A 25,463-nucleotide genomic window follows, 5' to 3' on the forward strand; every position below is an offset into this window, starting at 1 on the left:
TCGTCCCAGCCTGCGTTGCGTCTTCACGCCTCGTTCTTACGGGCCTGATAGGGACGAACGCGCTTCGGATTGCCGATTCTGCTGCAATGCACAAACAAAAATTGCGCGCGGCGCGGAATAGAAGGCAGACTGTGTCTTTCACGCAACAGCCGATCGGGCGCCGCTTGCGCTTTGCCAATCGCCCGTTGCACCGCTAAAGAGCGCACCTGTCCCCTCTCGATCGAGCCCGAAACCATGAGCGATCACAACCCCGGCCTGCGCCCCTGGCGCGACATCGCGCGGCGCACCAGCCGCCAGATCATGGTCGGCACTGTCCCGGTCGGCGGCGGCGCGCCAATTACCGTGCAGACGATGACCAACACACTGACCAGCGATGCGCTCGCGACGATCGACCAGATCCGCCGCTGCGAGGAAGCCGGCGCCGACCTGATCCGCGTCTCCTGCCCTGACACCGCATCGACTGCGGCATTGGGAAAGATCGTCCGCGCCGCGCGCATCCCGATCATCGCCGATATCCATTTCCACTATAAGCGCGCGCTCGAAGCCGCCGACGCGGGCGCGGCATGCCTGCGCATCAACCCCGGCAACATCGGCAGCAGCGAGCGCGTTGGCGAGGTCGTCCGCGCAGCCAAGGCCAACGGGTGTGCGATCCGCATCGGGGTCAACGCTGGCAGCCTCGAAAAAGACCTGCTCGAAAAATATGGCGAGCCCTGCCCCGAGGCGCTCGTCGAAAGCGCGCTCGACCATATCAAGCTGCTCCAGGATCATGACTTCCACGACTATAAGGTCGCGGTAAAGGCGAGCGATGTCTTCCTCGCGGTCGCCGCCTATGTGCAACTCGCCGATGCGGTCGATTGCCCGTTGCATCTGGGGATCACCGAAGCGGGTGGGCTGATCGGCGGCACGGTCAAAAGCGCGCTCGGCATCGGCAACCTGCTGTGGGCGGGGATCGGCGACACGATCCGCGTGTCGCTCTCGGCGGAACCCGAGGAAGAAGTTCGCGTCGGCTACGAAATCCTGAAATCGTTGGGGCTGCGCACCCGCGGCGTTCGTGTCGTCTCCTGCCCAAGCTGCGCGCGGCAGGGCTTCGACGTCATTCGCACCGTACAGGCGCTCGAAGAAGCGCTCGGCCACATCAAGACGCCGATGTCGCTCTCGGTCCTCGGCTGCGTCGTCAACGGCCCCGGCGAAGCGCGCGAAACCGACATCGGCATCACTGGCGGCGGCAATGGCAGGCATATGGTTTATCTGTCGGGGGTCACCGACCATCATGTCGCCGACGCCGACATGATCGGGCATATCGTCAAGCTGGTCGAGGCCAAGGCGGCCGAGATCGATGCCGGCAGCTCGGTGAGCATGGACGTTGCGCACGGCAAGGCCGCGTAAGCGCAGATCCGCGACCTACGTCCGATCGAGCGGCGCCAATCCATCCATCACCGCGGTCAGCGCCAGCGCATTTTCGCGCTCCATCGCGCTATGTCCGGCGTTGGTGACGACATAGCTCAGCGGCCCCGCCCCCGCCGCGCGCAACGCGGCGACCAACCGCGATGCCTGGGTCAGCGGGCAAACCTCATCGAACCGGCCATGGACAATGTGGATCGGGATCGCCGCCAGCACGCCGATATGGTCGAAAAAATGCCCCGCCGGAATGAACAGCTCATTGGCGAAATAATGCGCCTCGATCTGCGCAAAACACAGCGCAAAATTGGCCTCGCCGAACTTGCCGGTGGCGGCGGCTTCGGGGATCATGTTCGAAATGACCCCCTCCCACAGCGACCAAGTCACAGCTGCTTCCATTTGCCGCGCCTTGTCCGCGGCGCTTGTCGGCACCCTGTCAAAAATCGCCTTGTACGACGCCATCACATCGCTGCGCTCGGCGGGCGTCAGCACGTTCAGCAGCGCCGCCCACTCCTCCGGATATTTGATATACGCCCCCGGCGCGGTGAGGCCATAGGGGTCGGTAGCCCACGTCGCCGCATTGCCCTGATACAGATAGTCGAGATCTTCCGCCGCACCCAGAAAGATGCCGCGCAGGATCAGGCTGGCACAATGCGCCGGGTGTTGGATGGCATAGGCCATCGCCAGCGTGCTGCCCCAACTGCCCCCGAAGACATGCATGGCGCCGGTGATCGTGAGATGATCACGCAATTTTTCGATGTCGCCGATCAGGTCGGCGGTCGTGTTCTTGGCGAGCGCAACTGCTGGCCCTGCCGACGCGACATTGGGCTCGCTCTTGCCGCACCCGCGCTGATCGAACAGGATGACGCGATAGCGTTTGGGGTCGAAAAAGCGCGCCATCGCCGGGGCACAGGCGCCGCCGGGGCCGCCGTGCAGGAACATCACCGGCTCGCCCGCGGGATTGCCATATTCCTCCCAGTAAATCCGATGCGCAGGGTCGCGATCGACCTCCAGCCAGCCGAAGTTCAGGCACGCCGGCTGCGGATAGACCCAGTCGTCGCCGATCTTGCTGCTGACCTGAAGCCGGGAAAAATCCATCGCCGCTGTCCTCGCTGATGCCGTGGGGGAGCACTTGGCTTAACCGCCGCAGCCGCCATGTCCACCCGGCGGGCGATTTTATGCGGCGTCGTGAAAGATCATGCCCAACGTGTGCCGCCGCCCCGACCGCACAGCGCTCACCCCGTGCCGCATCGCCACCCGGTAATCGCCGCGACTACCCGCGACCGGCCGCTCGTTGACCGCAAACACCACCGCATCGCCCTTGCCTATCGGCACCACCGCCGCGCGCGACTGCATCCGCGGCCGCTGCTCGGTAAGCACCAACTCGCCGCCGCCGAAATCCACGCCAGGGGCCGACAGCAATACCGCAACCTGCAACGGAAATATCTCTGCCCCATACAGATCACGGTGCAGGCAATTATAATCACCCGGTCCATAGTGCAGCAGCAACGGCGTCGGCCGCCCCTGCCCCGCCGCATGACAACGTGCCAGATAGTCGGGGTGACTGGCGGGGAAGCGCGCGTCGTGCCCCATCCGCTCGTACCAGCGGTTCGCGATCGGCGCGAGCCGCGCATAAAGCGCCCCGCGCAACCCGGCGACCAGCGGCGGCAGCGGATAGGTGAAATATCGATACTCGCCGCGCCCAAACCCGTGCCGTGCCATCTGTACGTGGCTGCGAAAGAGCGCTTTCCGCGAATAGAGCGACGCGGTTGCCTCGCATTCGGCAAAGGAGAACAGCCCCGGCAGCACCACCCACCCTTCACGGTCGAGTGAAGCAGACGTGGCGGCCCAGTCGAGCGCGGCGATGCGCGCGGCGATATCGGTCTCGGTCATCTTTTTCATGCCCCGCACGTGCCACGCCGCCACCCTGCGAACGCTCCGTTTCTTGCGGTCAAATGACAGTTCGCCGCCCAATGTCCTGTGCGCTTCAAAGTCGCTCCAAAAACTTCTACGCATGCAGTTCACCAACCGGGAAACCCCAGCCTCATGACCTTTCGCCTCGTCGCCGCATCACTTCTGGCTGCAGTTTCGGTCCCTGCCATCGCGCAAACCGCATCTGCCATCGACGCCGCCAACCTGACCCAGACCGTCCGGACCCTCGCCTCCGATCAGTTTCAGGGCCGCGCGCCCGGGACGATTGGCGAAGAACGGACGGTCGGCTATTTGATCGGGCGTTTGCAGGCACTCGGGCTCGAACCCGCGGGCGTGGACGGCGGCTGGACCCAGCCCGTGCCGTTGCTCCACACTCGCCTCGGTGCCGCGACGACGCTCGCGTTCGACCGCAAGGGTACCGAGACGCCGGTCAGCTTTGGCACCGACATCTATGTCTCGACACTCCAGCCGAAGGATCAGGCGGTCGTCGAAAACGCCCCAATGGTTTTCGTCGGCTACGGCGTCACTGCCGCTGAACGTGGCTGGGATGATTTCAAGGGCGAGGATCTGAAGGGCAAGGTCGCGGTCTTCCTGATCAACGATCCCGATTTTGTCGCCGCCAAAGGTGAGGATGTTTTCGGCAAGTTTGGCGGTCGGACGATGACCTATTACGGCCGCTGGACCTACAAATTCGAAGAGGCAACGCGGCGCGGCGCGATCGCCGCGCTGATCGTCCATGACACCGACGGCGTCGGCTATGGCTGGAACGTCGTGAAAAGCGGCGGTGGCGAAAATTACGGCCTCGTCGTACCGCCCGACAAGGTGACAAGCCTCGCGCTGCAAGGCTGGATTTCGGGCGAGACGGCAACAAAACTCTTCGCGAATGCGGGTCAGAATCTCGCCAAGTTGCGCGTCGCCGCGCGGCGCAAGGATTTCAAACCCGTCGACCTTGGCACCAGCTTCAATGCCTCAATCCCCGTGACGCAGGCAGTCGTGCAAAGCCAGAACGTCCTCGGGAAAATCCCTGGCACCAAACGACCCGACGAGGTCGTGATGTATGGCGCCCACTGGGATGCCTATGGCGAAGGCGCGCCTGACGAAGCGGGTCGCATCTATCGCGCCGGTGCAAACGATGACGCGCTCGGCGTCGCGGGATTGTTCGAAATCGCCCGGGGGTTCAAGGCCGCGCCGCCGCCCGACCGCAGTATCGTCTTCGCCTTTTGGACCGCCGAGGAACGGGGCCTCTTGGGTTCGGAAGCCTATGCCGCAAACCCGATCTTTCCGGTCGAGAAGACCGTCGTCAACCTCGGCCTCGACATTCTGCAAACCGCGGGCCGCGCCAAGGACGTGATCCTGATCGGCAAGGGACAGGGAACGCTGGAGGACGATCTCGCACGCGTCGCCGCCGCGCAGGAGCGCACGGTTTCGGTCGAAAGCTTGCCCGAACGTGGTCTGTTCTACCGCGCCGACCATTTCAGCATGGCCAAGCGCGGCGTCCCCGTGCTGTTGATGATGGGCATCGCCGGTGCCTCCGATCTCGTCAATGGCGGCAGACCCGCGGGGCAGGCGTGGGTCGATGCCTATACCGGCAAATGCTACCATCAGGCGTGCGACGCATGGGGTCCGAACTGGAACCTCGACGGCGCGGTGCAGGATATTTCGCTGCTCTACACCATCGGTGACGAGCTCGCGCGCTCGGAGCGCTGGCCCGACTGGAAAGCAGGCAGCGAATTCAAGGCGATCCGCGACAAGAGCGCCGCAGCGCGCAGATAGCGTTTCGCCGTCTGCGCAGCGCAACAAAAAAGGGGCCGCCGAAGCAGCCCCTTTCTTTGTTTCGATTGCGAAGGAATTAGTCCTTGAGGAAGTCGGGCACATGGCCCTGGTCTTCCGGACCTTCGTTGCGTTCGCGGCGCGGGCCACGATCGCCACCGGCACCGCCACCTTCGCGGCGCGGGCCACGGTCGCCGCCGCCATCGCGACGAGGACCACGGTCACCACGACCGCCACCGTCACCGCGCGGGCCACGGTCGCCGCCGCCGCCGCCGCCATCACGGCGCGGACCGCGGGGACCGCGATCGCCGCCTTCACGCGGCGGGCGCGTGTCTTCCAGTTCGGCGCCGGTTTCCTGATCGACGACGCGCATCGACAGGCGAACCTTGCCCCGCTGGTCGATCTCGAGCACCTTGACCTTGACTTCCTGGCCCTCGGCCAGAACATCCGAGACCTTTTCGACGCGCTCATTGGCGATTTCGCTAACGTGAACCAGGCCATCCTTGCCGCCCATGAAATTCACGAACGCGCCGAAATCGACGAGGTTGACGACCTTGCCATCATAGATTTTGCCGACTTCGGCTTCTTCGACGATGCCCGAAATCCACTTGCGCGCGGCTTCGATCTGCGCCGGATCGCTCGACGAAATCTTGATCAGACCTTCGTCGTCGATGTCGACCTTGGCGCCGGTGGTCGCGACGATTTCGCGGATCACCTTGCCGCCAGTGCCGATGATGTCGCGGATCTTCGCCTTGTCGATCTGCATCGTCTCGATACGCGGGGCATAATCGGACAGCTCGGTGCGGGCTTCGCCCAGCGCCTTGGCCATTTCGCCGAGGATGTGCGCGCGGCCTTCCTTGGCCTGATTCAAAGCAGCTTCGAAGATCTCGCGCGTGATGCCCGCGATCTTGATGTCCATCTGCATCGTGGTGATGCCGTTGGCGGTGCCCGCCACCTTGAAATCCATGTCGCCGAGGTGATCTTCATCGCCCAGGATGTCCGACAGGATCGCGAAATCCTTGCCTTCGAGGATCAGGCCCATCGCGATGCCCGAAACCGGACGCTTCAGCGGCACGCCGGCGTCCATCATCGCAAGCGAACCGCCGCAAACCGACGCCATCGACGACGACCCGTTCGACTCGGTGATGTCGCTGGTGATGCGGATCGTGTACGGGAACTCGTCCTTCGTCGGCAGCACCGCGTGCAGCGCACGCCAAGCGAGCTTGCCGTGACCGATATCGCGGCGGCTGGGCGCCCCGAAGCGGCCGACTTCACCGACCGAATAGGGCGGGAAGTTATAGTGCAGCATGAAGTTCGAGTAGCTGAGGCCGTTGAGGCCGTCGATCATCTGCTCGCTGTCCTTGGTGCCCAGGGTACAGGTCGCGATCGTCTGCGTCTCGCCGCGGGTGAACAGCGCCGAGCCATGCGCGCGGGGCAGGAAGTGCGTTTCGGCAAGGATGGGACGAATCTGCGTCGTCGTGCGGCCGTCGATACGCTTGCCGTCCTTGAGGATGGCGCCGCGGACGATTTCGGCTTCGAGCTTCTTCATCAACTTGCCGGCGGCCATCTGATCCTGCGGCGCGGCGTCGGCGAAAGCGGCCTTGGCAGCAGCGCGGGCTGCGTTCAGCGCGTTCGAGCGAGCCGACTTGTCGGTCAGCTTGTACGCCGCGGCGATGTCCTTGCCGATCAGCTTCTTCAGCTTGTCCTTGGCGGCGGTCAGGTCGGCCTGTTCGGCCATGTCCCAGGGATCCTTGGCAGCCTGTTCGGCCAGCTTCACGATCGCCTTGACCACGTCCTTGCACGCGTCGTGGGCAAACAGCACGGCGCCGAGCATGATCTCTTCCGACAGCTCATTGGCTTCGGATTCGACCATCATCACCGCATCGTAAGTCGCGGCGACGACCAGATCGAGGTCGCCTTCGGCAACCTGCGCATCGGTCGGGTTCAGGATATATTCGCCATCGACATAACCGACGCGTGCGGCGCCGATCGGGCCCATGAAGGGAACGCCCGAAATGGTGAGCGCGGCCGACGCGGCGACCATCGCGAGGATATCGGGCTCGATCTCGCCGTCATAGGACAGGACCTGCGCGATGACGTTGATCTCGTTGTAGAAACCTTCGGGGAACAGCGGGCGGACCGGCCGGTCGATCAGGCGGGAGACCAGCGTCTCCTTTTCCGTCGCGCCGCGCTCGCGCTTGAAGAAGCCGCCGGGGATGCGGCCTGCGCCCGAATATTTTTCCTGATAATGGACAGTCAGGGGGAAGAAGTCCTGCCCTTCCTTGACCGTCTTGGCGGCGGTAACCGCGGCCAGGACCATCGTTTCGCCGAGCGTCGCGACAACCGCGCCATAGGCCTGACGGGCAACCTTGCCCGTTTCGAGGGTCAGCGTTTCACCGCCCCACTCGATCGATACTTTTTTCACGTCAAACATGGAGTTTCCTTCGCCCGCCGGGCCCGATGCCGGGCGGGGCCTCTGATTCCGGGTAATCCGACCCGGGGCGGTGCGGGGCGTCTGTCGGCCCCAATGGCGGTCCCACCGGATGCGGGAGCGGCCCTGTGGTTCGGCAAATTTGCACGAGACCAATATGACAGCGGCCCCGGAAAACCGGGGCCGCCAGAAATTCTTACTTACGCAGACCCAGCTTCGCGATCAGTGCCTGATAGCGGCCCTCGTCCTTCTTCTTCAGATAGTCGAGGAGGCTGCGACGCTTGTTGACCATCATCAGCAGGCCGCGGCGGCTGTGATTATCCTTGTGGTGCGCCTTGAAATGGGCGGTCAGCGTGTTGATGCGGTCGGTCAGAATTGCGACCTGCACTTCCGGCGAACCGGTATCACCCTTTGCTCGGGCATTGTCGGTGATGACTTCGGTCTTACGCTCGGCGGTAATCGACATAGATATTTCCTCGAACATCCTGATTATAGGTTGAAGCCGCGCACGACCTTCAGCGTTCCCGCCAAAGCCTCGATCAGGGCAATCGGACGATTGTCATCGTCCCGTCCCCAATAGAGCCCGTCATCCGCGCTTACCCCGGTCCAGACGCGACCCTGACGGATCGCCCCTGCCGCTTCCGGGGAAAGGTTCAGAGCCGGGATGTCGACCAGCCCTGCCTCGAGCGGCAGAATGACTTCTGATTGGGCGGCGCCTTGACCGAATGCGTTGAGTTTGTCCAGCGAAATCGCGTGATCGAGGGTGAAAGGCCCGGCCTTCGTGCGGCGCAGCATCGTGACATGCCCGACGGTACCGGCCGCCTGCGCAATGTCGCGAGCAAGCGAGCGGATATAGGTGCCTTTGGAGACGTGAGCGGTCAGCGTTATGGATTCCAGCTGCCCTCCCCCGTGCTCTTCACCCCGGACGGGATCCGGGGTCCATTCTGTCGGCGCCGCAATGGATGCCGGATCGAGCCCGGCACGACGAAGCGAGAAAATGGTCACCGCGCGCGCCTTCATCTCGACCGCCTCACCCTTGCGCGCCAGATCATAAGCCCGCTGTCCGTCGATCTTGATCGCTGAGTAAGCAGGCGGCACCTGCTCGATCGCTCCGGTAAAGCGCGGCAACGCCGCTTCAATCTCGGCGAGCGTCGGCCGCACGTCGCTCGTCGCCACCACCTCGCCCTCGGCGTCTAGTCCGTCGGTTTCGGTTCCGAACTTTACAGTGAAAGCATAAACCTTGCTCGCATCGAGCATCCGCCCACACAGCTTCGTCGCTTCGCCCAGCGCGATCGGCAGCACCCCCGAGGCGAGTGGGTCGAGCGTTCCGCCATGGCCGACCTTAACCTTACCCAGCCCCGCCTCGCGGCACACGCGCTTGACCGCACCGACCGCCTGCGTCGAGCCGAGCCCCAAAGGCTTGTCGAGGATAATCCAGCCGTTCATCCGCGCCCGCTACGGCCACGGGCGGGCCGCTGTCAATTTCCGGCGGGTTTTTTGCCCATGGTGTCCTTTTCCCGGTCGCGCCGCGTCGGCGGTCCCGCGGAGGTCACGAAGGATGTCAACGGGCATCGCTCACCGCGCACCAATATGGCCGAGAAGCGATCGAGCCGCCCCGCGCCGCGCGTTTCGACGCCAATCGCCTGGGCAAAATCGACTTCGCGGCAATATCCCGCGAAGGTGCCGTAATACCAGGTGCGCTGTCGATCCTGGATCCAGATGCCGCGGCCGCGATCGGCCTGCCAGTTGCGGATCGAACTGTCGCTCGGAAAAGCGATGCTCGCCTCGACGCCGAGTTCATGCGGCGCCGCGGCGGATTGGGGGTCAGGCTCGTTGGCCGCCGCTGCAGAAAGGGGAAGCAGGACGGCGGCCAGGGAGAGTGCGAGATTCTTCATGGCGACTCGCTTAGCATAGCGAGGCTGAACGGGTGCTGACGCATATCCTCCCTGTGGCGAAGCCATGGATAGGATCACCCCTGCCATTCTTTCGCCAGCAGCGACCATAGTCCCGTGTCGCGCACATGGCCGGTCCAGGTCATGCGCTCGGCGCGCAGCACGCCTTCCTTGACCCCGCCGAGCTTCGCGACCGCCGCCTGGCTGCGCGCGTTGCGCTCGTCGATGCGGAACTCGATGCGGCGGATACCGGCCGCAAAGGCATGATCGATCATCAGCTTTTTCAAACGCCCGTTGAAGCCGGTGCCGCGCGCGGCGGGGTGGATATAGCTATTGCCGATCTCGACCGTCTGTGCCGACCAGTCGGGACGCAGCCACGCTGTCATCCCGATTAGCCGGTCGCCATCAATGATCGCATAGGGCATCCGGCCTCCCCCACCAATCAGTGCATCAAAGCTCTGGTCAAAATGATCAGGACCAAAGCTCGACGAATAAATCTCCCAGACATCGCCGTCGGCGGCGCAAACGGCGCGCAGCGTCTCGCGATGCGCTTGCGTCAGCTTGAAGAGCCGCAGGTCGCCATCGGCAAGATCGACATAGAGCCGGTCAAGCATCGGCGATCGCCGCCGCTGCCTCGCGCCGCTTGGCCATGAAATGCCGCCGGCACATCGCGACGTAGCGGTCGTTACCGCCGATTTCGGTCTGCGCGCCCTCGACCACCGCGCGACCCTGTTCATCGACGCGCAAGTTCATCGTCGCCTTGCGCCCGCATTCGCACACGGCTTTGAGCTCGACGAGCGCGTCGGCGATGCCGAGCAGCGCCGCCGAGCCAGGGAACAATTCGGCCGAAAAGTCGGTGCGCAGCCCATAGCAGAGCACCGGGATTTCAACCTCGTCGGCCAGTCGCGCGAGGTCGAGAACCTGCGCCCGGGTGAGGAACTGCGCCTCATCGACCAGCACACAGGCAAGCGGGCGCTCGGCGTTCTCGGCGTTGACCGCAGCCCACAGGTTGCTGTCGGGATCGAACTTGTGCGCCTCGGCGATCAAGCCGATGCGGCTTGTCACCTGCCCCGCGCCATAACGATCGTCGAGCGCCGCGGTCCACAGCATCGTTTCCATTCCGCGCTCGCGATAGTTGAAATCCGCCTGGAGCAGCGTCGTCGATTTGCCGGCATTCATGCTGGCGTAGTAGAAATAGAGCTTAGCCATGACGTGCTGCTAGCCTCTCCCCTTGGGAGAGGCAATCACCCCCTCGTCGTCACCCGGACGCAGGCCGGGACGACGGGCGGGCTGCTTGACTCACCCCCACCCCCCTTTCATGCTGCGCATCAAGGACGCAGCATAAACAGTGGGAGAGCTGCCATGCGGCTGATGCCGGTCACCGACGCGATGTTTCTCGTCGCGGAGACGCGCGAGACACCGATGCATGTCGGGGGGGTCAATCTCTATACCCTGCCCGACAAGGTCGACGAAACCGGGTGGCTGAACGATCAGCTCGCGAACCTGCGCCAGTCCGAAGGGCTGCGCCGCCCGTTCAGCGAGGTGCTCAAACTGACCGCGCTCGGCCAGTACGGCCCGATCCGCCTGGTTCCTGACAAAGACATCGACATGCATTACCATGTCCGCAGCGCCGCGTTGCCCAAACCGGGGCGCTATCGCGAGATGTTCGAGCTCGTCTCACGCCTCCATGGCACCCTGCTCGACCGCACCCGGCCGATGTGGGAAATCACCCTGATCTCGGGGCTCCCCGACCGCCAGATCGCGACCTATTTCAAGATTCACCATGCGCTGATGGACGGCGCATCGTCGATGCACTTCACCAACGCGATGCTCAGCGCCGATCCCAAGGAGAAGCGCAGTTTTTCGCCGATGTCGGTCGAGGCCTATGAAGCCTATAAGCGCAAATTCCCGGCGCAGAAAAAGCCGCCCACCCCCAGCCTTACCGACCTCAAGGCCATCGGCGGTTTCCTGAAAGAACAATGGGGCAACAGCGTCGGGGTGACCAAGGCACTCAACCAATATGCCGCCGCGATGTTCGGTATGGGCGGCAGCGACCTGACGACGCCTTGGTCGGTACCGCGCACCAGTTTCAATCGCAACATCACCGGCGCGCGGCGCTTTGTGGCGCAAAGCTGGTCGCTCGAACGCGTGCGCGCGATGGGCAAGGCCTATGACGGGACGATCAACGACGCGGTGCTTGGCATGTGTTCGGGGGCGATGCGCAAATATCTGCAATCGCTCAACGAGCTGCCCGACAAGCCGCTGAAAGCCATGGCACCGGTGTCGATTCGGCCGAAAGACGACATCGACGCGGCCAACTCGGTCGCTGCGGTCACCGCGAACCTCGCCACCCACATCGACGATCCCGCCGAGCGCATGCGGACGATCCAGGCGTCGATGAACGCCGCCAAAGCGCAGCTGCGCGAAATGACCGCGCAGCAGATCCAGATCTATACCGCGATCACGCAAATGCCGCAGATGCTGACCGCGCTCACCCGCACCGCCGACAAATTCCCAGCGTATAGCGTCACCATTTCGAACGTCCCCGGCCCGCGCGAACAGCTGTACTGGAACGGCGCACGGCTCGACGGCATGTATCCCGCGAGCATCCCCGTCGACGGCATGGCGATGAACATCACGCAAGTCAGCAACCACAAGAATATCGATTTCGGCATCACCGCGTGCCGCCGCAGTGTGCCGCATGTGCAGCGGCTGATCGACTATCTCGAGGATGCGCTGGTCGAGCTGGAACAAGCGGCGGGGATTGGGAAATAGGCATCGCCGCGCTACAGCGGTCATTAGGAAACAATGGCAACCACCTCACTGCGCGCGCGGTACGTCCCCGCTTATCCACCGTCGCCGACCCCACCCGGATTTGACAGCTGCGCCGCGTCCCGACACAGGGCCGCTATGACGTTATTTATCCGCTCCGCCGCCCCCACCGACCTGCCGCTGATCGCGCAGTTTATCCGCGACCTCGCCGACTATGAAAAGCTGGCGCACGAAGTCCGCTTCGAAGAGGCGCAGCTTGGCGAAAAGCTGTTCGGCTCGCGCCCTTATGCCGAGGTGGTGATCGGCGAGCTGGACGGCACGCCGCAAGGCTTCGCACTCTTCTTCCACAATTTCTCGACCTTCGAGGGGCGCCCCGGCCTTTATCTGGAGGATCTGTTCGTGCGCCCCGCGGCGCGCGGATTGGGGTTGGGCAAGGCCTTGCTCGCCCACCTCGCCCAGCTTTGCGTCGAACGTGATTGCGCGCGACTCGAATGGAGCGTGCTCGACTGGAACGCCCCCGCGATCGGGTTTTACCAAAGCCTCGGCGCCAAACTGATGGACGAATGGACCGTCATGCGCGTCGATAGCAGCGCACTGACCGCGCTAGCCGAAACCGCCTGATCGGCGCCGTTTACCGCCTACCCCCTCTGACCGTTTGCCACGACCCGCCGCTCGTGCTCTCCTGCCCGCTGGGCCGCAGCGGGTTCGCGCGTTTGCGAACGAGTCGGTTTCCCACAACGGGTGCCGGCGTCAACAGGGGAAAGATGATGCACAGCAAGTTGCTTGCCGCTTCGGCGGCCCTTTTCGTTTTGGCCATGGTGCCGATCGCCAGCGCCCAGATGCCGACCTGGTCGGCCGAACAAAGTGACGCGTGGAAAGTCGTTCAGCAAAGCTGGGTCGACGACGTCGCGCAGAACGGCAAATGGCCTGCCAACTATGCCGATCCGCAGATGGTCGTATGGTCGTCCGAATTTGCCGCGCCGCGCGGCAAGGATTCGGCTGTCCGCTGGACCAAGTTCCAGAACACGCAGGGCAAGGTCATCCAATATGAGCTGAGCCCGCTGTCGATCTCGCTCAGCGGCGACACCGCTGTCGTCACCTATGCGCTGACCATCGTCAGCCAGCGGGGCACCGACAAACCCGATTGGGGTAAGGAGGGGATCGTCGAAACGCTGGTGCGCACCACCAGCGGCTGGAAATTCCTTTCCTCGACGAGCTTCGCACTCGGCAAATAAGGAAGCGTCGCGGCGGTCAGCGCCGGCCGTTTCGGCCGCGCGGAAAAGGTCCTAACGACCCGGGCGTGGCCGCCGCCGTTCCATTGGCCAACTTGGCCTATGCGCGTCTGAAAGACGCCGCGCCGCGTCGGGCGCGACACCCATGTCGGTGAGCACGCGCAACAGCGCGTCGGCGGGCATCACTGGAATATCGGGCGCGACCCCGACGCCTTCCCAATCCTTGCCGGTCTTGGGGTCATAGGTCCGTCCGACCGGGATGAAAGCGGCGTAGCCATTCCCCAGGTCCTCGCCGGTCCCGAAGTGATTGGCTCCCGCGGTCGGTGCGCCGACAAGCGTCCCGCGACCAGTGTGCTTCATGGCCAGCGCGAAATGCTCGGCCGCCGACGCGCTGGCGCCCGAGGTCAGCACATAGACTTTGGCGTCGCGCAACCGCGCGTCGGCGCCCGGCGCCACCCAATGCTCGCGCGTCACCATCCCGGGGTTGCCCTTGACCATTCGCATCGAGGCCAGTCCGTCAATCGGCGATCCGCCGCGTGCATCGACCGACGCGCGCGTCGCCATCGTCACCAGGCGCGTCGGCTCCGAAAACAGCCAGGGAAAGATCACGTCCATCTGATCGAGTCCGCCGCCGTTGTGCGTGCGGATGTCAAAGATGATCGCCTTGGCATCGGCGTGATCGGCCATAAATTTTGCGGTTTGGGCGGTCACGTCGCAATCCATCGGAAAGACGTTGAAGCGCACAAAGGCAATCCCAGGTGCGATCCACCCTGCCTGCTCGATCGGCAGCTTCTGCGCCCGGCGTGACGGCCCTGCGTTCGCAGCGGCCGCTGCCTCGGCTGCTTCGGGTGCTTCGGGTGCTTCGGGTGCTCGCAAGCGCAAATGGCCGTCGGGCGACACTGCATTGACGTCCTGATCGATCGCCTTTCCCAGCGCCTCGCCGATCAGTGACGCATACCGCCCCGCGGCGATGCCGGCGCGAATTGCCGCGGCGTAACGCTTGCCCGTTTCCGGATAGACATAGTCGCGCTCGAGCAACGCCGCATATGTTTCGGCGATCACATTGGCGCTGACTTCGTCCGCAGCGAGCGCGGGTGGCGGCGCGATAACTGACGCGATCACCGTTCCGGCGGCGACCATCAGCGCGGGCAATATGCGTGAAAAACGAATCATACCTGTCTCCAATCGGCCCCGGCCGGTTGGAGGTGTATCATATCAACAACACAGATCAACTACATTTGTAGTCGAATCGTTAGCGCTTGCGCGCGAACCAGACCAGAAAGATCCCGACCACCGCGAGCACGACGCCGTTGCGCGTCCATGTCGTGTCGCCCAGCATGAAGCTGCTCGCCGGCCAGCGCACGATGTCGAGCCCCTGCAGCGCCCACAGTCCGCCGACCAAAATCATCGCGACCCCGACGATCGCGAGAACGCCTTTCAATGCACCCATGATGATCTCCCCCTTATTGGCGCTGCAATCCGATCAGCGGCCGCAACCAGCCGATGCTGCGCCCGATCCAGTAAAAAAGCCAGCACCCCGTCACCGTCGCCGCGATCAGGATCACAAAGGACGGCAGCGCAGCGACATTGGCCCGGAGCAGGTACCAGCCGACGACAACGATGATCGACTGGTGCATGATGTAAAAAGGGAACACCGCCTCGGCGAGCATCGCGCGTTTGGGATGGTCGCGGTTCCAATAGCGGTCGGCGATGCCAACCAGCGCAATGATCGCCATCCAGCCATTGACCTGCCGCGCGATGTGATAGGGCAGGAACACCCAGTTGGGCGCCACCGTGTCGCCCGGCCAGGTCCATTCAATCCATGCGATCGGGACGAACGCGATCAGCGCGAGCGCCAGCGCGAGCTTCCACCACCGTGCCGCCGCATCGAACAGGACCGGGCGCACGCGCAGCAGCCAACCGACCGCAAACGCCATCAGATAGTGAAGATGCGATGGTCCGTCGTCGAACAACGCATGCGTCTCGTCATGGTCCGGAAACACGAGATAAATCGCGATCCACCCGACGATCGGGACGGCGAGCAGCCCCCATCCGTTCAGCAACCGCGCCGCGCCATCGGCAATCCCCCTCCGCGTGCCTGCAGGCAACAGCGCCAGCACCAGCGCCGCAAGCATCGTGTAAACCCACAGGTACACGACGAACCAAAGATGCTGCCATGTCGGCAGCGCAATGCCATCGATGAACTTGAAACCGAAATAGTCGTGGAGCCAGAAATGCAGGAAATCGTGGGGGTAGCCATGCTGGCCCGCCAGGTCGATCCATGGCTGCGGCGGGATGACGACAACGACGGCAAAGATCAGCGGGATCAACAACCGCGCGCTGCGCGACCGCGCAAAGGAAGTGCTGCCGCCCAGTTTTGCAAACAGCGCGGCGCTCGCATAGCCCGAGACGAGGAACAGCAAGGCCAGCCGCCAGCCGTTCGTCGCGAGCATCGGGATCGCGACCCAATCGAGCGGCTGGGCGATTTTGACGTGCCATCCCCACGGCACGAAATACATGCCGATATGATAGAGGATCAGCAGCGCGAACGCCCCGATCCGCAGCCAGTCCATGCCGTGATGGCGTTGCGCGGTCATGCCGATCCTCCCTTCGTCATTGCAAGCGCAGCGAAGCAATCTCCAGCCTCCGGAACGCCTTGACGTGAGCTGGAGCTTGCTTCGTCGCTGCGCTCCCCGCAATGACGAAGTCGGTGGGGCCGTCTACTTCAACACCCGCCACGCCAATTCCGCAAACTCGCACAGCAGCGGCCGCGTGTCGCGCGGGTCGACAATATCCTCGACCCCATATTTCTCCGCCGTCCGGAACGGCGACCGCACCCGGTTCAATCGCTCACGGATCGCCGTCAGATGGGCCGCCGGGTCTTCGGCCGCCTCGAGCTCGCTCTTATACGCTACCTCGACCCCACCCTCTATTGGCAGGCTGCCCCAGTCGCCTGACGGCCAGGCGAAGCGATACTGGAAGCGCTCGGCGTTCGACATCGCGCTGCCTGCGATCCCATAGGCGCGGCGGACCACCACCGACGCCAGCGGCACCGTCGCGCGGTAGATCGCGTTCATCGCCTGCACCCCGTAACGGATCGTCCCCGTCCGCTCGGCCTCGCCGCCGATCATGAAGCCGGGATTGTCGACAAGATGGACGATCGGCAGCCGGAACTGGTCCGCCAGTTTGACGAAGCGTTCGGCCTTCTCGCTCGTCTTTGCGTCCCACGAGCCGCCAAGATACGACGGATCGCTCGCGAGTACCGCGACCGGATATCCGTCAAGCCGGGCAAAGGCGGTGATCACCGCCCGCCCCCAACGCGCCCCCATTTCGAAAAAACTGCCCTGATCGAACACCGCGCCGGTAATCCGCCGCATCGAATAGACCTGCTTCGCCTCGCGCGGGACGACCAAGAGCAAGCTCTCGTCGCGCCGATCGGCCGGATCGCTGCATTCGGTCCGCAAAGCCCGATCATGGATCGACGACGGCAGATACGACAGGAACCGCCGCGCCACCGCAAACGCCTCGGCCTCGCTCGCAACCTCGTCGTCGACCACCCCGTTGCGTGTATGGACATCGGTCCCGCCCAGCTCCTCGCGGTCCAACGTGTCGCCGATCGCCGCCGCCACCGCTGGTCCCGCCGCGAACAATTGCGACAATCCGCGCACCATGATGCTGTAATGGCTCGCCACCACCCGCGCCGCGCCCAGCCCTGCGGTCGGCCCCAGCGCCAGCGCGACAACCGGCACCGTGTCGAGATTCGCGATGATCTCGTGCCAGCCCGGAACATGCGGGATATAGGTATATCCCATATCCTCCAGCGTCTTGACCGACCCGCCGCCGCCGGTCCCGTCGATCATGCGGATCAGTGGCAGCCGATATTCATGCGCCATTGCCTCGCACTGCACGAACTTACGGTGCAACGCCGCATCGGCCGCGCCGCCGCGCACGGTGAAATCGTCGGCCGAGGCGACGACCGGCCGCCCGTCGATATTTGCGCGCCCGAAAATGAAGTTGCTCGCCGCCAGGTCTTCCAGCTCGCCGTCGGCGCCATATTTTCCGCGCCCCGCGATTTTCCCGATCTCGCGAAAGCTGCCTGCATCGACGATGCCCGCGAGCCGCGCCCGCGCATCCAACTTGCCGCGACCATGTTGACGCGCGACCTTTTCCTCGCCGCCCATCTTCTCGGCCATCGCGCGGCGCGCGGCGAGTTCGTCGATTTCTTTTTTCCAACTCATGCGGCAAAGGCTATCTTACGTTGACGGAAACGTCATGCAAAACCTATCGTCGGAAAATGATGCGCCCGATCTCCTTCGCCCTCGCAGCGCTGCTCGCGATTACGCCTGCCGCCGCCGAAATTCGAACACTTCCGGGCGTTGAAGACGCGTATAAAAGCACCGCCTTCATCGCCGACCCGATCCCCGCGATCGACGCCGCGCTCACTGCCGCAAGACAATCGGGCAAGCCCGTGCTGCTTGTTATGGGCACCGGCGGCTGCCATGATAGCGCCTGGCTCGCCAACCTGCTCGCCACCGAACGCTTCGCCGCGGTGCGCGATCGCTACGAGATCGTCTATGCCGACATCGGCATGCCACATGTCCGCGGTTGGGGCCGCAATCCTGAAGTGCCGAAACGCTTCGGGTTCAAGAAGATCAAGGGCACCCCGACCGTTGCGGTTCTCGATGCCGACGGCACCGTCCTGAACCGCAAGGCCGCGCCGAAATGGCGCGACGCCGCCAGCCGCAGCGACGACGACATCTATAACGAACTGATGGATTAGGGAGAGACAGATGGCCGGCATTAACCTTGCGGGGCGCGTCGCTCTCGTCACCGGCGCCTCGCGCGGGATCGGCCGCGGCATCGCGATCGGGCTGGCAGAGGCCGGCGCCGACGTCGCGGTGAACTACACGCGCGGTCAACTGGAAGCCGCCGAAACCGTTGCCGCGATCGAGGCGCTCGGCCGCAAGGCAAAGGCCTATCAGGCCTCGGTCACCGACGAGGCCGCGTGCGCCGCGATGGTCGCCGCGGTCGCGGCCGATTTCGGGCCAATGTCGATCCTGATCAACAACGCCGGCATCGCGAGCCGCGGGCAATCCGTGGCCGACACGACCGCCGAGGAAGTCGACAAGCTCTTCGCAGTGCACGCCGCCGGCCCGCACCGCCTGTCGCGCCTCACGCTGCCGCAACTGCGCCAGCACAACCGGTCCGACATCATCTTCATCTCCAGCGTCGCGACCTATGTGAACGCGCCGAACGGCGCCCCTTACACGATGGCGAAGGCCGCGGGCGAAGCGCTCGCGCTCACGCTCGCCAAGGAGGAGCTCAAGAACGGCGTGCGCGTAAACATCGTCGCCCCCGCGCTCACCGTCAGCGACATGGGCGAAAAATTGTCGCGCGCGATCACTGGCAATGCCGATATCCACCACCTCGACGCGAAAATGCCCTTCGGCCGCGTCGCCGTCCCCGCCGACGTCGCCGCGGCGGTCGTCTGGTTCGTCAGCGATGCAAATTCCTATTGTTCGGGCCAAAAGCTCAACATCGACGGCGCGGGACAGGCGACCTTCCGCTAAGGCGCGCCCATGCGTCCCGATTCGCCATCTCCGCTCGTCCCGTTCCTGATCGCGTGCGCGGGCATTGCGACCTTTTCGGCGATGGATGTGCTGATGAAGGGGCTGTCGATAGACATCGGAGCCTATAACGCGGTGCTGTGGCGCACCGGTGCCGGTACGATCCTCAGCGGCGCGATCTATTTCGCCAGCCGCCCCGCAATGCCCGACGCCAAAACGCTGCGCATTCACGCCGTGCGCTCGCTGTTCGTCGCAGGCATGGCGGTCAGCTTCTTCTGGGCGCTGGCGCGGCTGCCGATGGCCGAAGCAATCGCGATCGCCTTCATTGCGCCGCTCGTAACGCTCTATATGGCCGCGGTCTTCCTCGGCGAACGCATCGGACCGCGCTCGATCATCGCGTCGCTACTCGGCATCGTCGGGGTGATCGTCATCGTTGCGGGCAAGCTCGGCCGCGGCGACTATGCGCCCGAAGCCTTGTGGGCGGTCGCCGCGGTGTTCGCCTCGGCGCTGCTCTATGCCTATAATCTCATCCTCGCGCGGCAGCAGGCGAAGATGGCCGAGCCGATGGAGATTGCCTTTTTCCAGAACGGCTTCGTCGCGCTGATCCTCGCGGCGGGCGCACCCTGGTTCCTTGCCCTCCCCGGCGACGATCAGGCGCTTCCGCTCATGGGCGCGGCTTTTCTGGCGGTGACATCGCTGCTTCTGCTCAGTTGGGCCTATGCCCGCGCCGAGGCGCAGATCCTGGCGACCACCGAATATACCGGTTTCCTGTGGGCGATGCTGTTCGGCTGGATGTTCTTCGACGAAGCGGTCACCTGGCCGACAATCGCCGGGGCCGTGCTGATCGTGATCGCGTGCCTGATCGTGGCGCGGAAAACCCCGCAACTCGACCCGATCGAGCCGGCAGCGGCCTAGCCTTCCCCGTCCCCTTTATGGGAGGGGAACCTATACCGCCGCCCTCGCCAACCGATCATTGACCGCCGCGCCCAGCCCTTCAGCGGGAATCGTCGCGACCGCGATTTTCGCCTTGGCACTCGCCGCCCCCGCATGCAGCGCATCGAACAACCGCGCCGCCGCTTCGTTCAGATCGCCCCTTGCGCTCAACTGGCAATCGCCAGCGACCGAACCGAATCCGATCGCGAACTCATCGGCCGCAAAATCCACCGCGCCCAATCGCACCGGCTTGCCCGGGGCATAATGGCTCGCCAGCATCCCCGGCGCGACGATCTCTGATCCCGTCACCCCGTTCACCGGCAACCCGCTCGCCTCGGCCAGCATGTCGGCAGTCACCGGCCCCGGCCGCAGCACCTCGATCGCACCGTCCTTCACCCGGGCGATCGTCGATTCCACGCCCGCTGTGCAGGGGCCATCGTCGATCACCAGCGCAATCCGCCCGTCCAACGTCGCGAGTACATGCTCGGCCTTCGTCGGGCTAACCCCCCCGCTCGCATTGGCGCTCGGGGCGGCGAGCGGCGCGCCGGTCGCCGCCAGCAAAGCCTGCATCGCGCGGTGCCCCGGCACCCGCAGCGCGATCGTATCGAGCCCCGCCGTCGCAATGCTCGCGACCGGACAATCGGCGCTGCGCGGCACCACCAACGTCAGCGGACCCGGCCAGAATACCGCCGCCAGCGCGCGTTCGACGACACCAAATACGCCTAGCCGCTCGGCTGCCGCCAAATCCGCCACATGCACAATCAACGGATTAAAATCGGGGCGCCCCTTCGCGGCATAGATGCGCGCCACTGCGTCGGGGTTGCGCGCATCGGCGGCGAGGCCGTAAACGGTTTCGGTCGGCACGGCGACTGGCTGGCCCTGCACGACCAGTGTTAGCGCGCGCGCAATGGCGTTCGCATCGAACGGAGCGATGTCGGTTATCGCCATAGTGGAATTTGACCGCGAGCCATGCCGCGCTATAGCGCCCGCGCAACGATATTCACCAGGAAAGTCGGCCTTTCATGACCTACACGCCGCCCACCACCGAACAGCTCTTCGTCCTTGATCATATCGCGCGCATCGACGCGATGGCGGCGCACGACAAATTCGCCGCCGCAACCCCCGACATGGTTGAAGCGATCGTCAACGGCATCGGCGAATTCGCCGCAGAGGTTTACGCCCCGCTCAACCGCATCGGCGACGTCCAGAACCCCAAATGGGAAGACGGCAAGGTCACCATGCCGCCGGGGTTCAAGGAAGCCTATCAGGCATTCGTCGACGCGGGCTGGGGCAGCATCGACGGGCCGGAGGAATATGGCGGCCAAGGCCTGCCCTTCACGCTGGCGACCGTGATCATCGAGGCGCTCGGCACCGCCGACATGGGCTTTACCCTCTGCAACATCCTGACCCCTGGTGCGATCCACGCGCTGATGGCCTATGGGACCGAGCATCAGCGCCAGACCTGGCTGCCCAACCTCGTCTCGGGCGCATGGAACGGCACGATGAACCTCACCGAGCCCGCCGCGGGCAGCGATGTCGGCGCGCTGCGCTCGACCGCCGAGCTCGTCACCGAAGGCGAACATGCCGGGCTCTACAAGATCAAGGGACAAAAGATCTTCATCACCTTCGGCGAGCATGACCTCACCGACAATATCGTCCACCTCGTCCTTGCGCGCACCCCCGGGGCGCCCGAAGGGACGCGCGGCATTTCGCTGTTTCTCGTCCCCAAATACCGCCTCGACGAGGGCGGCAAGCCCGTGCATTCGAACGGCGTTCGATGCGCGTCGATCGAACATAAGCTCGGCATCCACGGCTCGCCGACCGCGGTGATGATCTATGGCGAAGACGAAGACTGCCTCGGTGAGATCGTCGGTGCCGAAATGGGCGGCATGCGCGCGATGTTCGTGATGATGAACGCCGCGCGCCTGCTCGTCGGCTGTCAGGGCGTCCAGATCGCCGAACGCGCGTCGCAACAGGCGCAGCGTTTCGCTGCCGAGCGCGTCCAGTCGGCGCTCGCGGGCGGCACCGACCGCAATCCGGTCACGATCGACCAGCATCCCGACGTGCGCCGTATGTTGTGGCGGATGCGCGCGCAGACCGAGGCCGCGCGCGCGCTGACCTATTATGCCGCCGCCCAGACCGACTTCGGCAAGCTCGGCGACGAAGCCGCCGCGATGCGCGCCGAAATCCTGATCCCGCTGGTCAAGGCGCACGCGACCGACATCGGCTGCGAGGTCGCCAGCCTCGGCATCCAGGTCCATGGCGGGATGGGCTTCATCGAGGAAACCGGCGCCGCGCAGCATTATCGCGACGCGCGCATCGCCCCGATTTACGAAGGCACCAACGGCATCCAGGCGGCTGACCTAGTCGGGCGCAAGCTCGGCATGGCGGGCGGCGATCTTGTCCGCGGCTTGATCGATGACATCGCGCACGGCGCGGGCGACTTCCCCGAACTCCAGCAGCTCGCCGACGCCTGCCGCGCGGTCACCGACTGGATGGTCGGCGCGAACACCGCCGACCGCCTCGCGGGCAGCTACCCCTATCTCACGATGCTCGCCACCGCGACCTGCGGCTGGTTGATGGCGCTGCAACATCGCGGCGCAAAGACGGCGCTCGAAGACGGCAATGGCGACCGCGCGTTCCTCGAGGCAAAAATTGCCTCGACGCGCTTTTACCTTGGGCAAATCGTCCCCGCGGCAACCGGCCTTGCCGCCTCGGCGCTAGCAGGCGACGCGGCACTGACCCCGCTGCCAAAATTTGCTTGAAACTGCCCGATTTAGGCGGGTTTCCGGCGCATTGCGGCGCTCAAGAATTTGTTCATGATTAACGCGATGATAACCATCTGGGACTAGGCACGAGCAGCAATCGCTGGAGACGTGCGTGCCCCTTCCGGTCAAAAGTCTGATTATCAGCTGGCGCACGATCGCCCTGGCGCTGTTGCTCAGCGTCATGGTGGGCGTCAGCGGTGCAGGCGAGTTGCCCGACCGGATGATCTCGATGGCGACCAGCCGCCTTGCCGCCCGCGCGGTGTCGGGCGAGACCGTCATTGTCGCGCTCGACGACAAGACGTTGCAGGCCATCGGCAACCAAGATTTCGACATCAAGCACCATATGGCGCTGGTGCGGGCCATCGACGCATCGCCAGCCAAGCGCCTGTTCATTGACTTTTCCTACGGACGCCGGGTCACGGACCGCGAATTCCCCGAATTTGCAGCGGCCGTGCGCGACATGGGCAATCGCATCGTGCTCGCGGTGCCGTCGGCCAGCTTCGAGGGTACCACGGCTACGACGCCGCAATGGCCCGACCCGCGTCTCGGGATACAGGCGCCGCGCGGCTTTATCGGCTGGGAATATGAATTCTGGCAGGTGTGGAAGGTGCCGCTCGCGGTGCACGCTGAAGGCCGCACTCTTCCCAGCTTCGCCGCGCTGCTTGCGAACCGCCCGCTCGACGAGCCGAGCAAATTTGCCCTCGACCTGTCTTACGACCCGGATACGATCACCCAATATAGCGCAATCGACGTCTTGACGGGCAAGCTGGATCCACAGCTCCTGCGCGGCAAGGATGTAATCTTCGCGCCAGCATCGACCGCATCGCCCGACCAGCATTATCTGCCCGGCCATGACAAGGTTCACGGTGCCTACATCCATCTGATCGCTGGCGAGGCGCTCAAGCGCGGCCAGCCGGTCGATGTCGGCTGGCTGGCCGCGCTTGCGTTCACCTTCATCGCCATGGTCGCCGCGCTGGCATGGCAACGCGGCCGCTGGCACGTGATGTCTGCCCTAGGGCTCACCGCAGGGCTGATCGTGGTAAAGGTGGTGGGTAGCCTGTCGCTCATAACCATTCACGTCGGCGCCGCGTGCTTCCTGATCGCGGCGATGAGCGCCAACGTGTCGCGCACCCGCCGCCGCTCCTCAGCTCAGCGCGAAAATCCCATATCCGGCCTGCCCAACTTCGAAGCGCTACGAACGCAGGCTTCGTTCGGCAGCGCGACCGTTGTCGCCGCCAAGGTCGTCAATTTCGAGGATCTTGCCGCCTTCATTCCCGGCGACGGCATCGGCAAGCTGGTCGAACAGGTCACCCGCCGCCTGCAACTGGCGTCGCAGGGCACGACGCTGCACCACGATCTCGACGGCACTTTCGCGTGGCTCGTGCCCTATTATCAGCACAGCCAGATCGAGGGGCAGCTCGCGGGGCTCGCCGCGCTGTTCAACGCTCCACTGACCATCGGCGAATTGCGCGTCGACGTCGCGATCGCCTTCGGGGTCAACGACGAGTTCGAAGGATCGAACGCCCAACGCCTCGCCGCCGCGCTCGTCGCTGCCGAACGCGCGATCCGCACGCGCGCGCTGTGGACCAAATATGTCCCGCGGCAAAAGGATGACGCCGGCTGGCAATTGAGCTTCCACTCGCAGCTCGAGGACGCGCTCACCGGCGGTGACATCTGGGTCGCGTTCCAGCCGCAATATGCCATCGCAACCGGCAAGCTGGTCGGGGTCGAGGCGCTCGCGCGCTGGACCCACCCGACCCGCGGACCAATCCCGCCTGACGAATTCATCGTTCAGGCCGAAAAGAGCCAGGATATCTATCGCCTGACCCTATTCGTCATGGATCAAGCGATCCGTTCGGCGGCACAGCTTTTCGAGCGCGGCCTGCGCATCAACATGTCGGTCAACCTGTCCGCCGCGCTACTCGACCATAGCGACCTGGTCGGGACGATCCGCGTCATGCTGACCGCGCATCATCTGCCGCCCGAAATCCTGACGATCGAGATCACCGAAACCGCGCAGATCGAAAACAGCCGCCAGGCGCGCCAGACGCTCGCCCAGCTACGCCGCACCGGCATCCGCCTGTCGATCGACGATTATGGCACGGGCCAGTCAAACCTCGAATATCTGACCGAAATCGAGGCGGATGAAATCAAGATCGACAAGCGATTCGTGATGACCATGCGCGATTCGCAGCGAAACCTCGAAGTCGTTAAATCTACCATTGACCTAGCACATCGTCTCGGCGCGGTCGCTGTCGCCGAGGGTATCGAAGATGCCGATACCATGGCACTTCTGGGCCAGCTCGGCTGTGATGTTGGGCAGGGTTATCATCTTGGAAAACCGCAATTATTTTCCGAGCTCGCGATCGCCCTTGCCGCCCCCCCGCAAAACCGCACCGGATAGCTGCCAGATTGGCGGCAATTTTATGGTTAAGACTCGATTTACCTTACCAAAGATGGTATATGCTCCGTTAACTGTTCTTCGTGGGCAGTGCCGACAGGAGATATCTTATGGGTTGGTTTTGGAGATGGATGGGCGGCGGCGGCTCCGGTAACGGCGGCGGCGAAGCTTAATCCGAATATCAGATAGAAAGGGGTCCCGGACATGTTCGGGGCCCTTTTTCTTTGCCTCTCGTGCGCACGCTCGCCGCGGAGGAGCACGACAAAATCCGGGCACGTATTGAGCCTGAAGCTCCCAGCGCTGGCACCGCCGCCGCAACCCAAAAAAGCGCGCACGGGCCCTGCTTCGCCAATCGCGGCGCTAATCC

Annotated in this window: 23 protein-coding genes; 10 read left to right on the top strand and 13 right to left on the bottom strand. The window is 64.2% G+C overall.

The window, feature by feature from the left end; all coding sequences use genetic code 11:
* The first annotated feature begins 234 nt into the window (after window positions 1-234).
* Window positions 235-1,386 carry a flavodoxin-dependent (E)-4-hydroxy-3-methylbut-2-enyl-diphosphate synthase gene (ispG, locus tag IPF76_RS02325; RefSeq protein ID WP_293839102.1) on the top strand — a complete coding sequence of 384 codons (1,152 nt, stop codon included), beginning with the start codon at window positions 235-237 and terminating at the stop codon, window positions 1,384-1,386.
* Between the two features lie 15 nt (window positions 1,387-1,401).
* Here the strand turns inward: ispG and pip are convergent, their stop codons facing one another.
* Window positions 1,402-2,496 (bottom strand): prolyl aminopeptidase, encoded by a 1,095-nt coding sequence (pip, locus tag IPF76_RS02330; RefSeq protein ID WP_293839105.1) that lies wholly within the window; start codon window positions 2,494-2,496, stop codon window positions 1,402-1,404.
* Window positions 2,497-2,574: 78 nt separating this feature from the next.
* On the bottom strand, window positions 2,575-3,291 hold the full coding sequence (locus tag IPF76_RS02335) for a 2OG-Fe(II) oxygenase (protein ID WP_293841855.1): 717 nt from the start codon (window positions 3,289-3,291) through the stop codon (window positions 2,575-2,577).
* 153 nt (window positions 3,292-3,444) lie between these two features.
* Here IPF76_RS02335 and IPF76_RS02340 point away from each other — a divergent pair, with 153 nt between their 5' ends.
* Window positions 3,445-5,103, top strand: a complete 1,659-nt coding sequence (locus IPF76_RS02340; protein WP_293839108.1) for a M20/M25/M40 family metallo-hydrolase — start codon at window positions 3,445-3,447, stop codon at window positions 5,101-5,103.
* Window positions 5,104-5,179: 76 nt separating this feature from the next.
* On the opposite strand, the gene pnp is transcribed toward IPF76_RS02340, so the two are convergent.
* The 6 genes from pnp to IPF76_RS02370 form a co-directional block, all read right to left on the bottom strand.
* Window positions 5,180-7,534 carry a polyribonucleotide nucleotidyltransferase gene (gene pnp, locus IPF76_RS02345; RefSeq protein WP_293839111.1) on the bottom strand — a complete coding sequence of 785 codons (2,355 nt, stop codon included), beginning with the start codon at window positions 7,532-7,534 and terminating at the stop codon, window positions 5,180-5,182.
* Between the two features lie 193 nt (window positions 7,535-7,727).
* The gene (rpsO, locus tag IPF76_RS02350; RefSeq protein WP_293839114.1) at window positions 7,728-7,997 is read right to left on the bottom strand and encodes a 30S ribosomal protein S15; all 270 of its coding nucleotides are present in this window, start codon (window positions 7,995-7,997) and stop codon (window positions 7,728-7,730) included.
* Window positions 7,998-8,020: 23 nt separating this feature from the next.
* A complete protein-coding gene (gene truB / locus IPF76_RS02355; RefSeq protein ID WP_293839117.1) occupies window positions 8,021-8,977 on the bottom strand; it encodes a tRNA pseudouridine(55) synthase TruB in 957 nt (318 codons plus the stop codon).
* Window positions 8,978-9,009: 32 nt separating this feature from the next.
* Complete coding sequence (locus tag IPF76_RS02360) at window positions 9,010-9,426, bottom strand: DUF6491 family protein (RefSeq protein WP_293839120.1); 417 nt, start codon at window positions 9,424-9,426, stop codon at window positions 9,010-9,012.
* A gap of 74 nt (window positions 9,427-9,500) precedes the next feature.
* Entirely contained in the window at window positions 9,501-10,037 is a 537-nt protein-coding gene (locus IPF76_RS02365) for a GNAT family protein (RefSeq protein WP_293839123.1), read from the bottom strand.
* Window positions 10,030-10,632 carry a thymidine kinase gene (locus IPF76_RS02370; RefSeq protein ID WP_293839126.1) on the bottom strand — a complete coding sequence of 201 codons (603 nt, stop codon included), beginning with the start codon at window positions 10,630-10,632 and terminating at the stop codon, window positions 10,030-10,032. The genes IPF76_RS02365 and IPF76_RS02370 overlap by 8 nt, the downstream gene beginning before the upstream one ends.
* 153 nt (window positions 10,633-10,785) lie before the next feature.
* Here IPF76_RS02370 and IPF76_RS02375 point away from each other — a divergent pair, with 153 nt between their 5' ends.
* The 3 genes from IPF76_RS02375 (at window position 10,786) to IPF76_RS02385 (ending at window position 13,430) form a co-directional block, all read left to right on the top strand.
* Window positions 10,786-12,198 (top strand): wax ester/triacylglycerol synthase family O-acyltransferase, encoded by a 1,413-nt coding sequence (locus IPF76_RS02375; RefSeq protein WP_293839129.1) that lies wholly within the window; start codon window positions 10,786-10,788, stop codon window positions 12,196-12,198.
* A gap of 135 nt (window positions 12,199-12,333) precedes the next feature.
* Window positions 12,334-12,816 (top strand): GNAT family N-acetyltransferase, encoded by a 483-nt coding sequence (locus IPF76_RS02380; RefSeq protein WP_293839132.1) that lies wholly within the window; start codon window positions 12,334-12,336, stop codon window positions 12,814-12,816.
* Window positions 12,817-12,959: 143 nt separating this feature from the next.
* Window positions 12,960-13,430 (top strand): nuclear transport factor 2 family protein, encoded by a 471-nt coding sequence (locus IPF76_RS02385; protein WP_293839135.1) that lies wholly within the window; start codon window positions 12,960-12,962, stop codon window positions 13,428-13,430.
* Window positions 13,431-13,481: 51 nt separating this feature from the next.
* On the opposite strand, the gene IPF76_RS02390 is transcribed toward IPF76_RS02385, so the two are convergent.
* The 4 genes from IPF76_RS02390 to IPF76_RS02405 form a co-directional block, all read right to left on the bottom strand.
* Window positions 13,482-14,600 carry a S41 family peptidase gene (locus tag IPF76_RS02390; protein ID WP_293839138.1) on the bottom strand — a complete coding sequence of 373 codons (1,119 nt, stop codon included), beginning with the start codon at window positions 14,598-14,600 and terminating at the stop codon, window positions 13,482-13,484.
* 79 nt (window positions 14,601-14,679) lie between these two features.
* A complete protein-coding gene (locus IPF76_RS02395; protein WP_088440462.1) occupies window positions 14,680-14,877 on the bottom strand; it encodes a hypothetical protein in 198 nt (65 codons plus the stop codon).
* 13 nt (window positions 14,878-14,890) lie between these two features.
* A complete protein-coding gene (locus tag IPF76_RS02400; protein ID WP_293839141.1) occupies window positions 14,891-16,024 on the bottom strand; it encodes an acyltransferase family protein in 1,134 nt (377 codons plus the stop codon).
* A 123-nt stretch (window positions 16,025-16,147) separates the two neighbouring features.
* The gene (locus IPF76_RS02405; protein ID WP_293839144.1) at window positions 16,148-17,665 is read right to left on the bottom strand and encodes a carboxyl transferase domain-containing protein; all 1,518 of its coding nucleotides are present in this window, start codon (window positions 17,663-17,665) and stop codon (window positions 16,148-16,150) included.
* A 56-nt stretch (window positions 17,666-17,721) separates the two neighbouring features.
* Between IPF76_RS02405 and IPF76_RS02410 the strand changes: the two genes are divergently transcribed.
* The 3 genes from IPF76_RS02410 to IPF76_RS02420 are packed head-to-tail and all read left to right on the top strand — an operon-like array spanning window position 17,722 to window position 19,909.
* A complete protein-coding gene (locus tag IPF76_RS02410) occupies window positions 17,722-18,207 on the top strand; it encodes a thioredoxin family protein (protein WP_293839147.1) in 486 nt (161 codons plus the stop codon).
* Between the two features lie 10 nt (window positions 18,208-18,217).
* Window positions 18,218-18,997: an SDR family oxidoreductase gene (locus IPF76_RS02415; RefSeq protein ID WP_293839150.1), complete on the top strand. Its 780-nt coding sequence runs from the start codon at window positions 18,218-18,220 to the stop codon at window positions 18,995-18,997.
* Window positions 18,998-19,006: 9 nt separating this feature from the next.
* Complete coding sequence (locus tag IPF76_RS02420) at window positions 19,007-19,909, top strand: DMT family transporter (protein ID WP_293839153.1); 903 nt, start codon at window positions 19,007-19,009, stop codon at window positions 19,907-19,909.
* A 30-nt stretch (window positions 19,910-19,939) separates the two neighbouring features.
* Here IPF76_RS02420 and IPF76_RS02425 read toward each other — a convergent pair whose 3' ends face one another.
* Window positions 19,940-20,875, bottom strand: a complete 936-nt coding sequence (locus tag IPF76_RS02425; protein WP_293839156.1) for an L-threonylcarbamoyladenylate synthase — start codon at window positions 20,873-20,875, stop codon at window positions 19,940-19,942.
* Between the two features lie 74 nt (window positions 20,876-20,949).
* Here IPF76_RS02425 and IPF76_RS02430 point away from each other — a divergent pair, with 74 nt between their 5' ends.
* Window positions 20,950-22,692, top strand: coding sequence for an acyl-CoA dehydrogenase (locus IPF76_RS02430; RefSeq protein ID WP_293839159.1), 1,743 nt, complete (start codon window positions 20,950-20,952; stop codon window positions 22,690-22,692).
* A 115-nt stretch (window positions 22,693-22,807) separates the two neighbouring features.
* Complete coding sequence (locus tag IPF76_RS02435) at window positions 22,808-25,099, top strand: EAL domain-containing protein (protein ID WP_293839162.1); 2,292 nt, start codon at window positions 22,808-22,810, stop codon at window positions 25,097-25,099.
* The last annotated feature ends 364 nt before the right edge of the window (window positions 25,100-25,463 follow it).

Source organism: Sphingopyxis sp. (assembly GCF_016704835.1).
GTDB lineage: Bacteria > Pseudomonadota > Alphaproteobacteria > Sphingomonadales > Sphingomonadaceae > Sphingopyxis.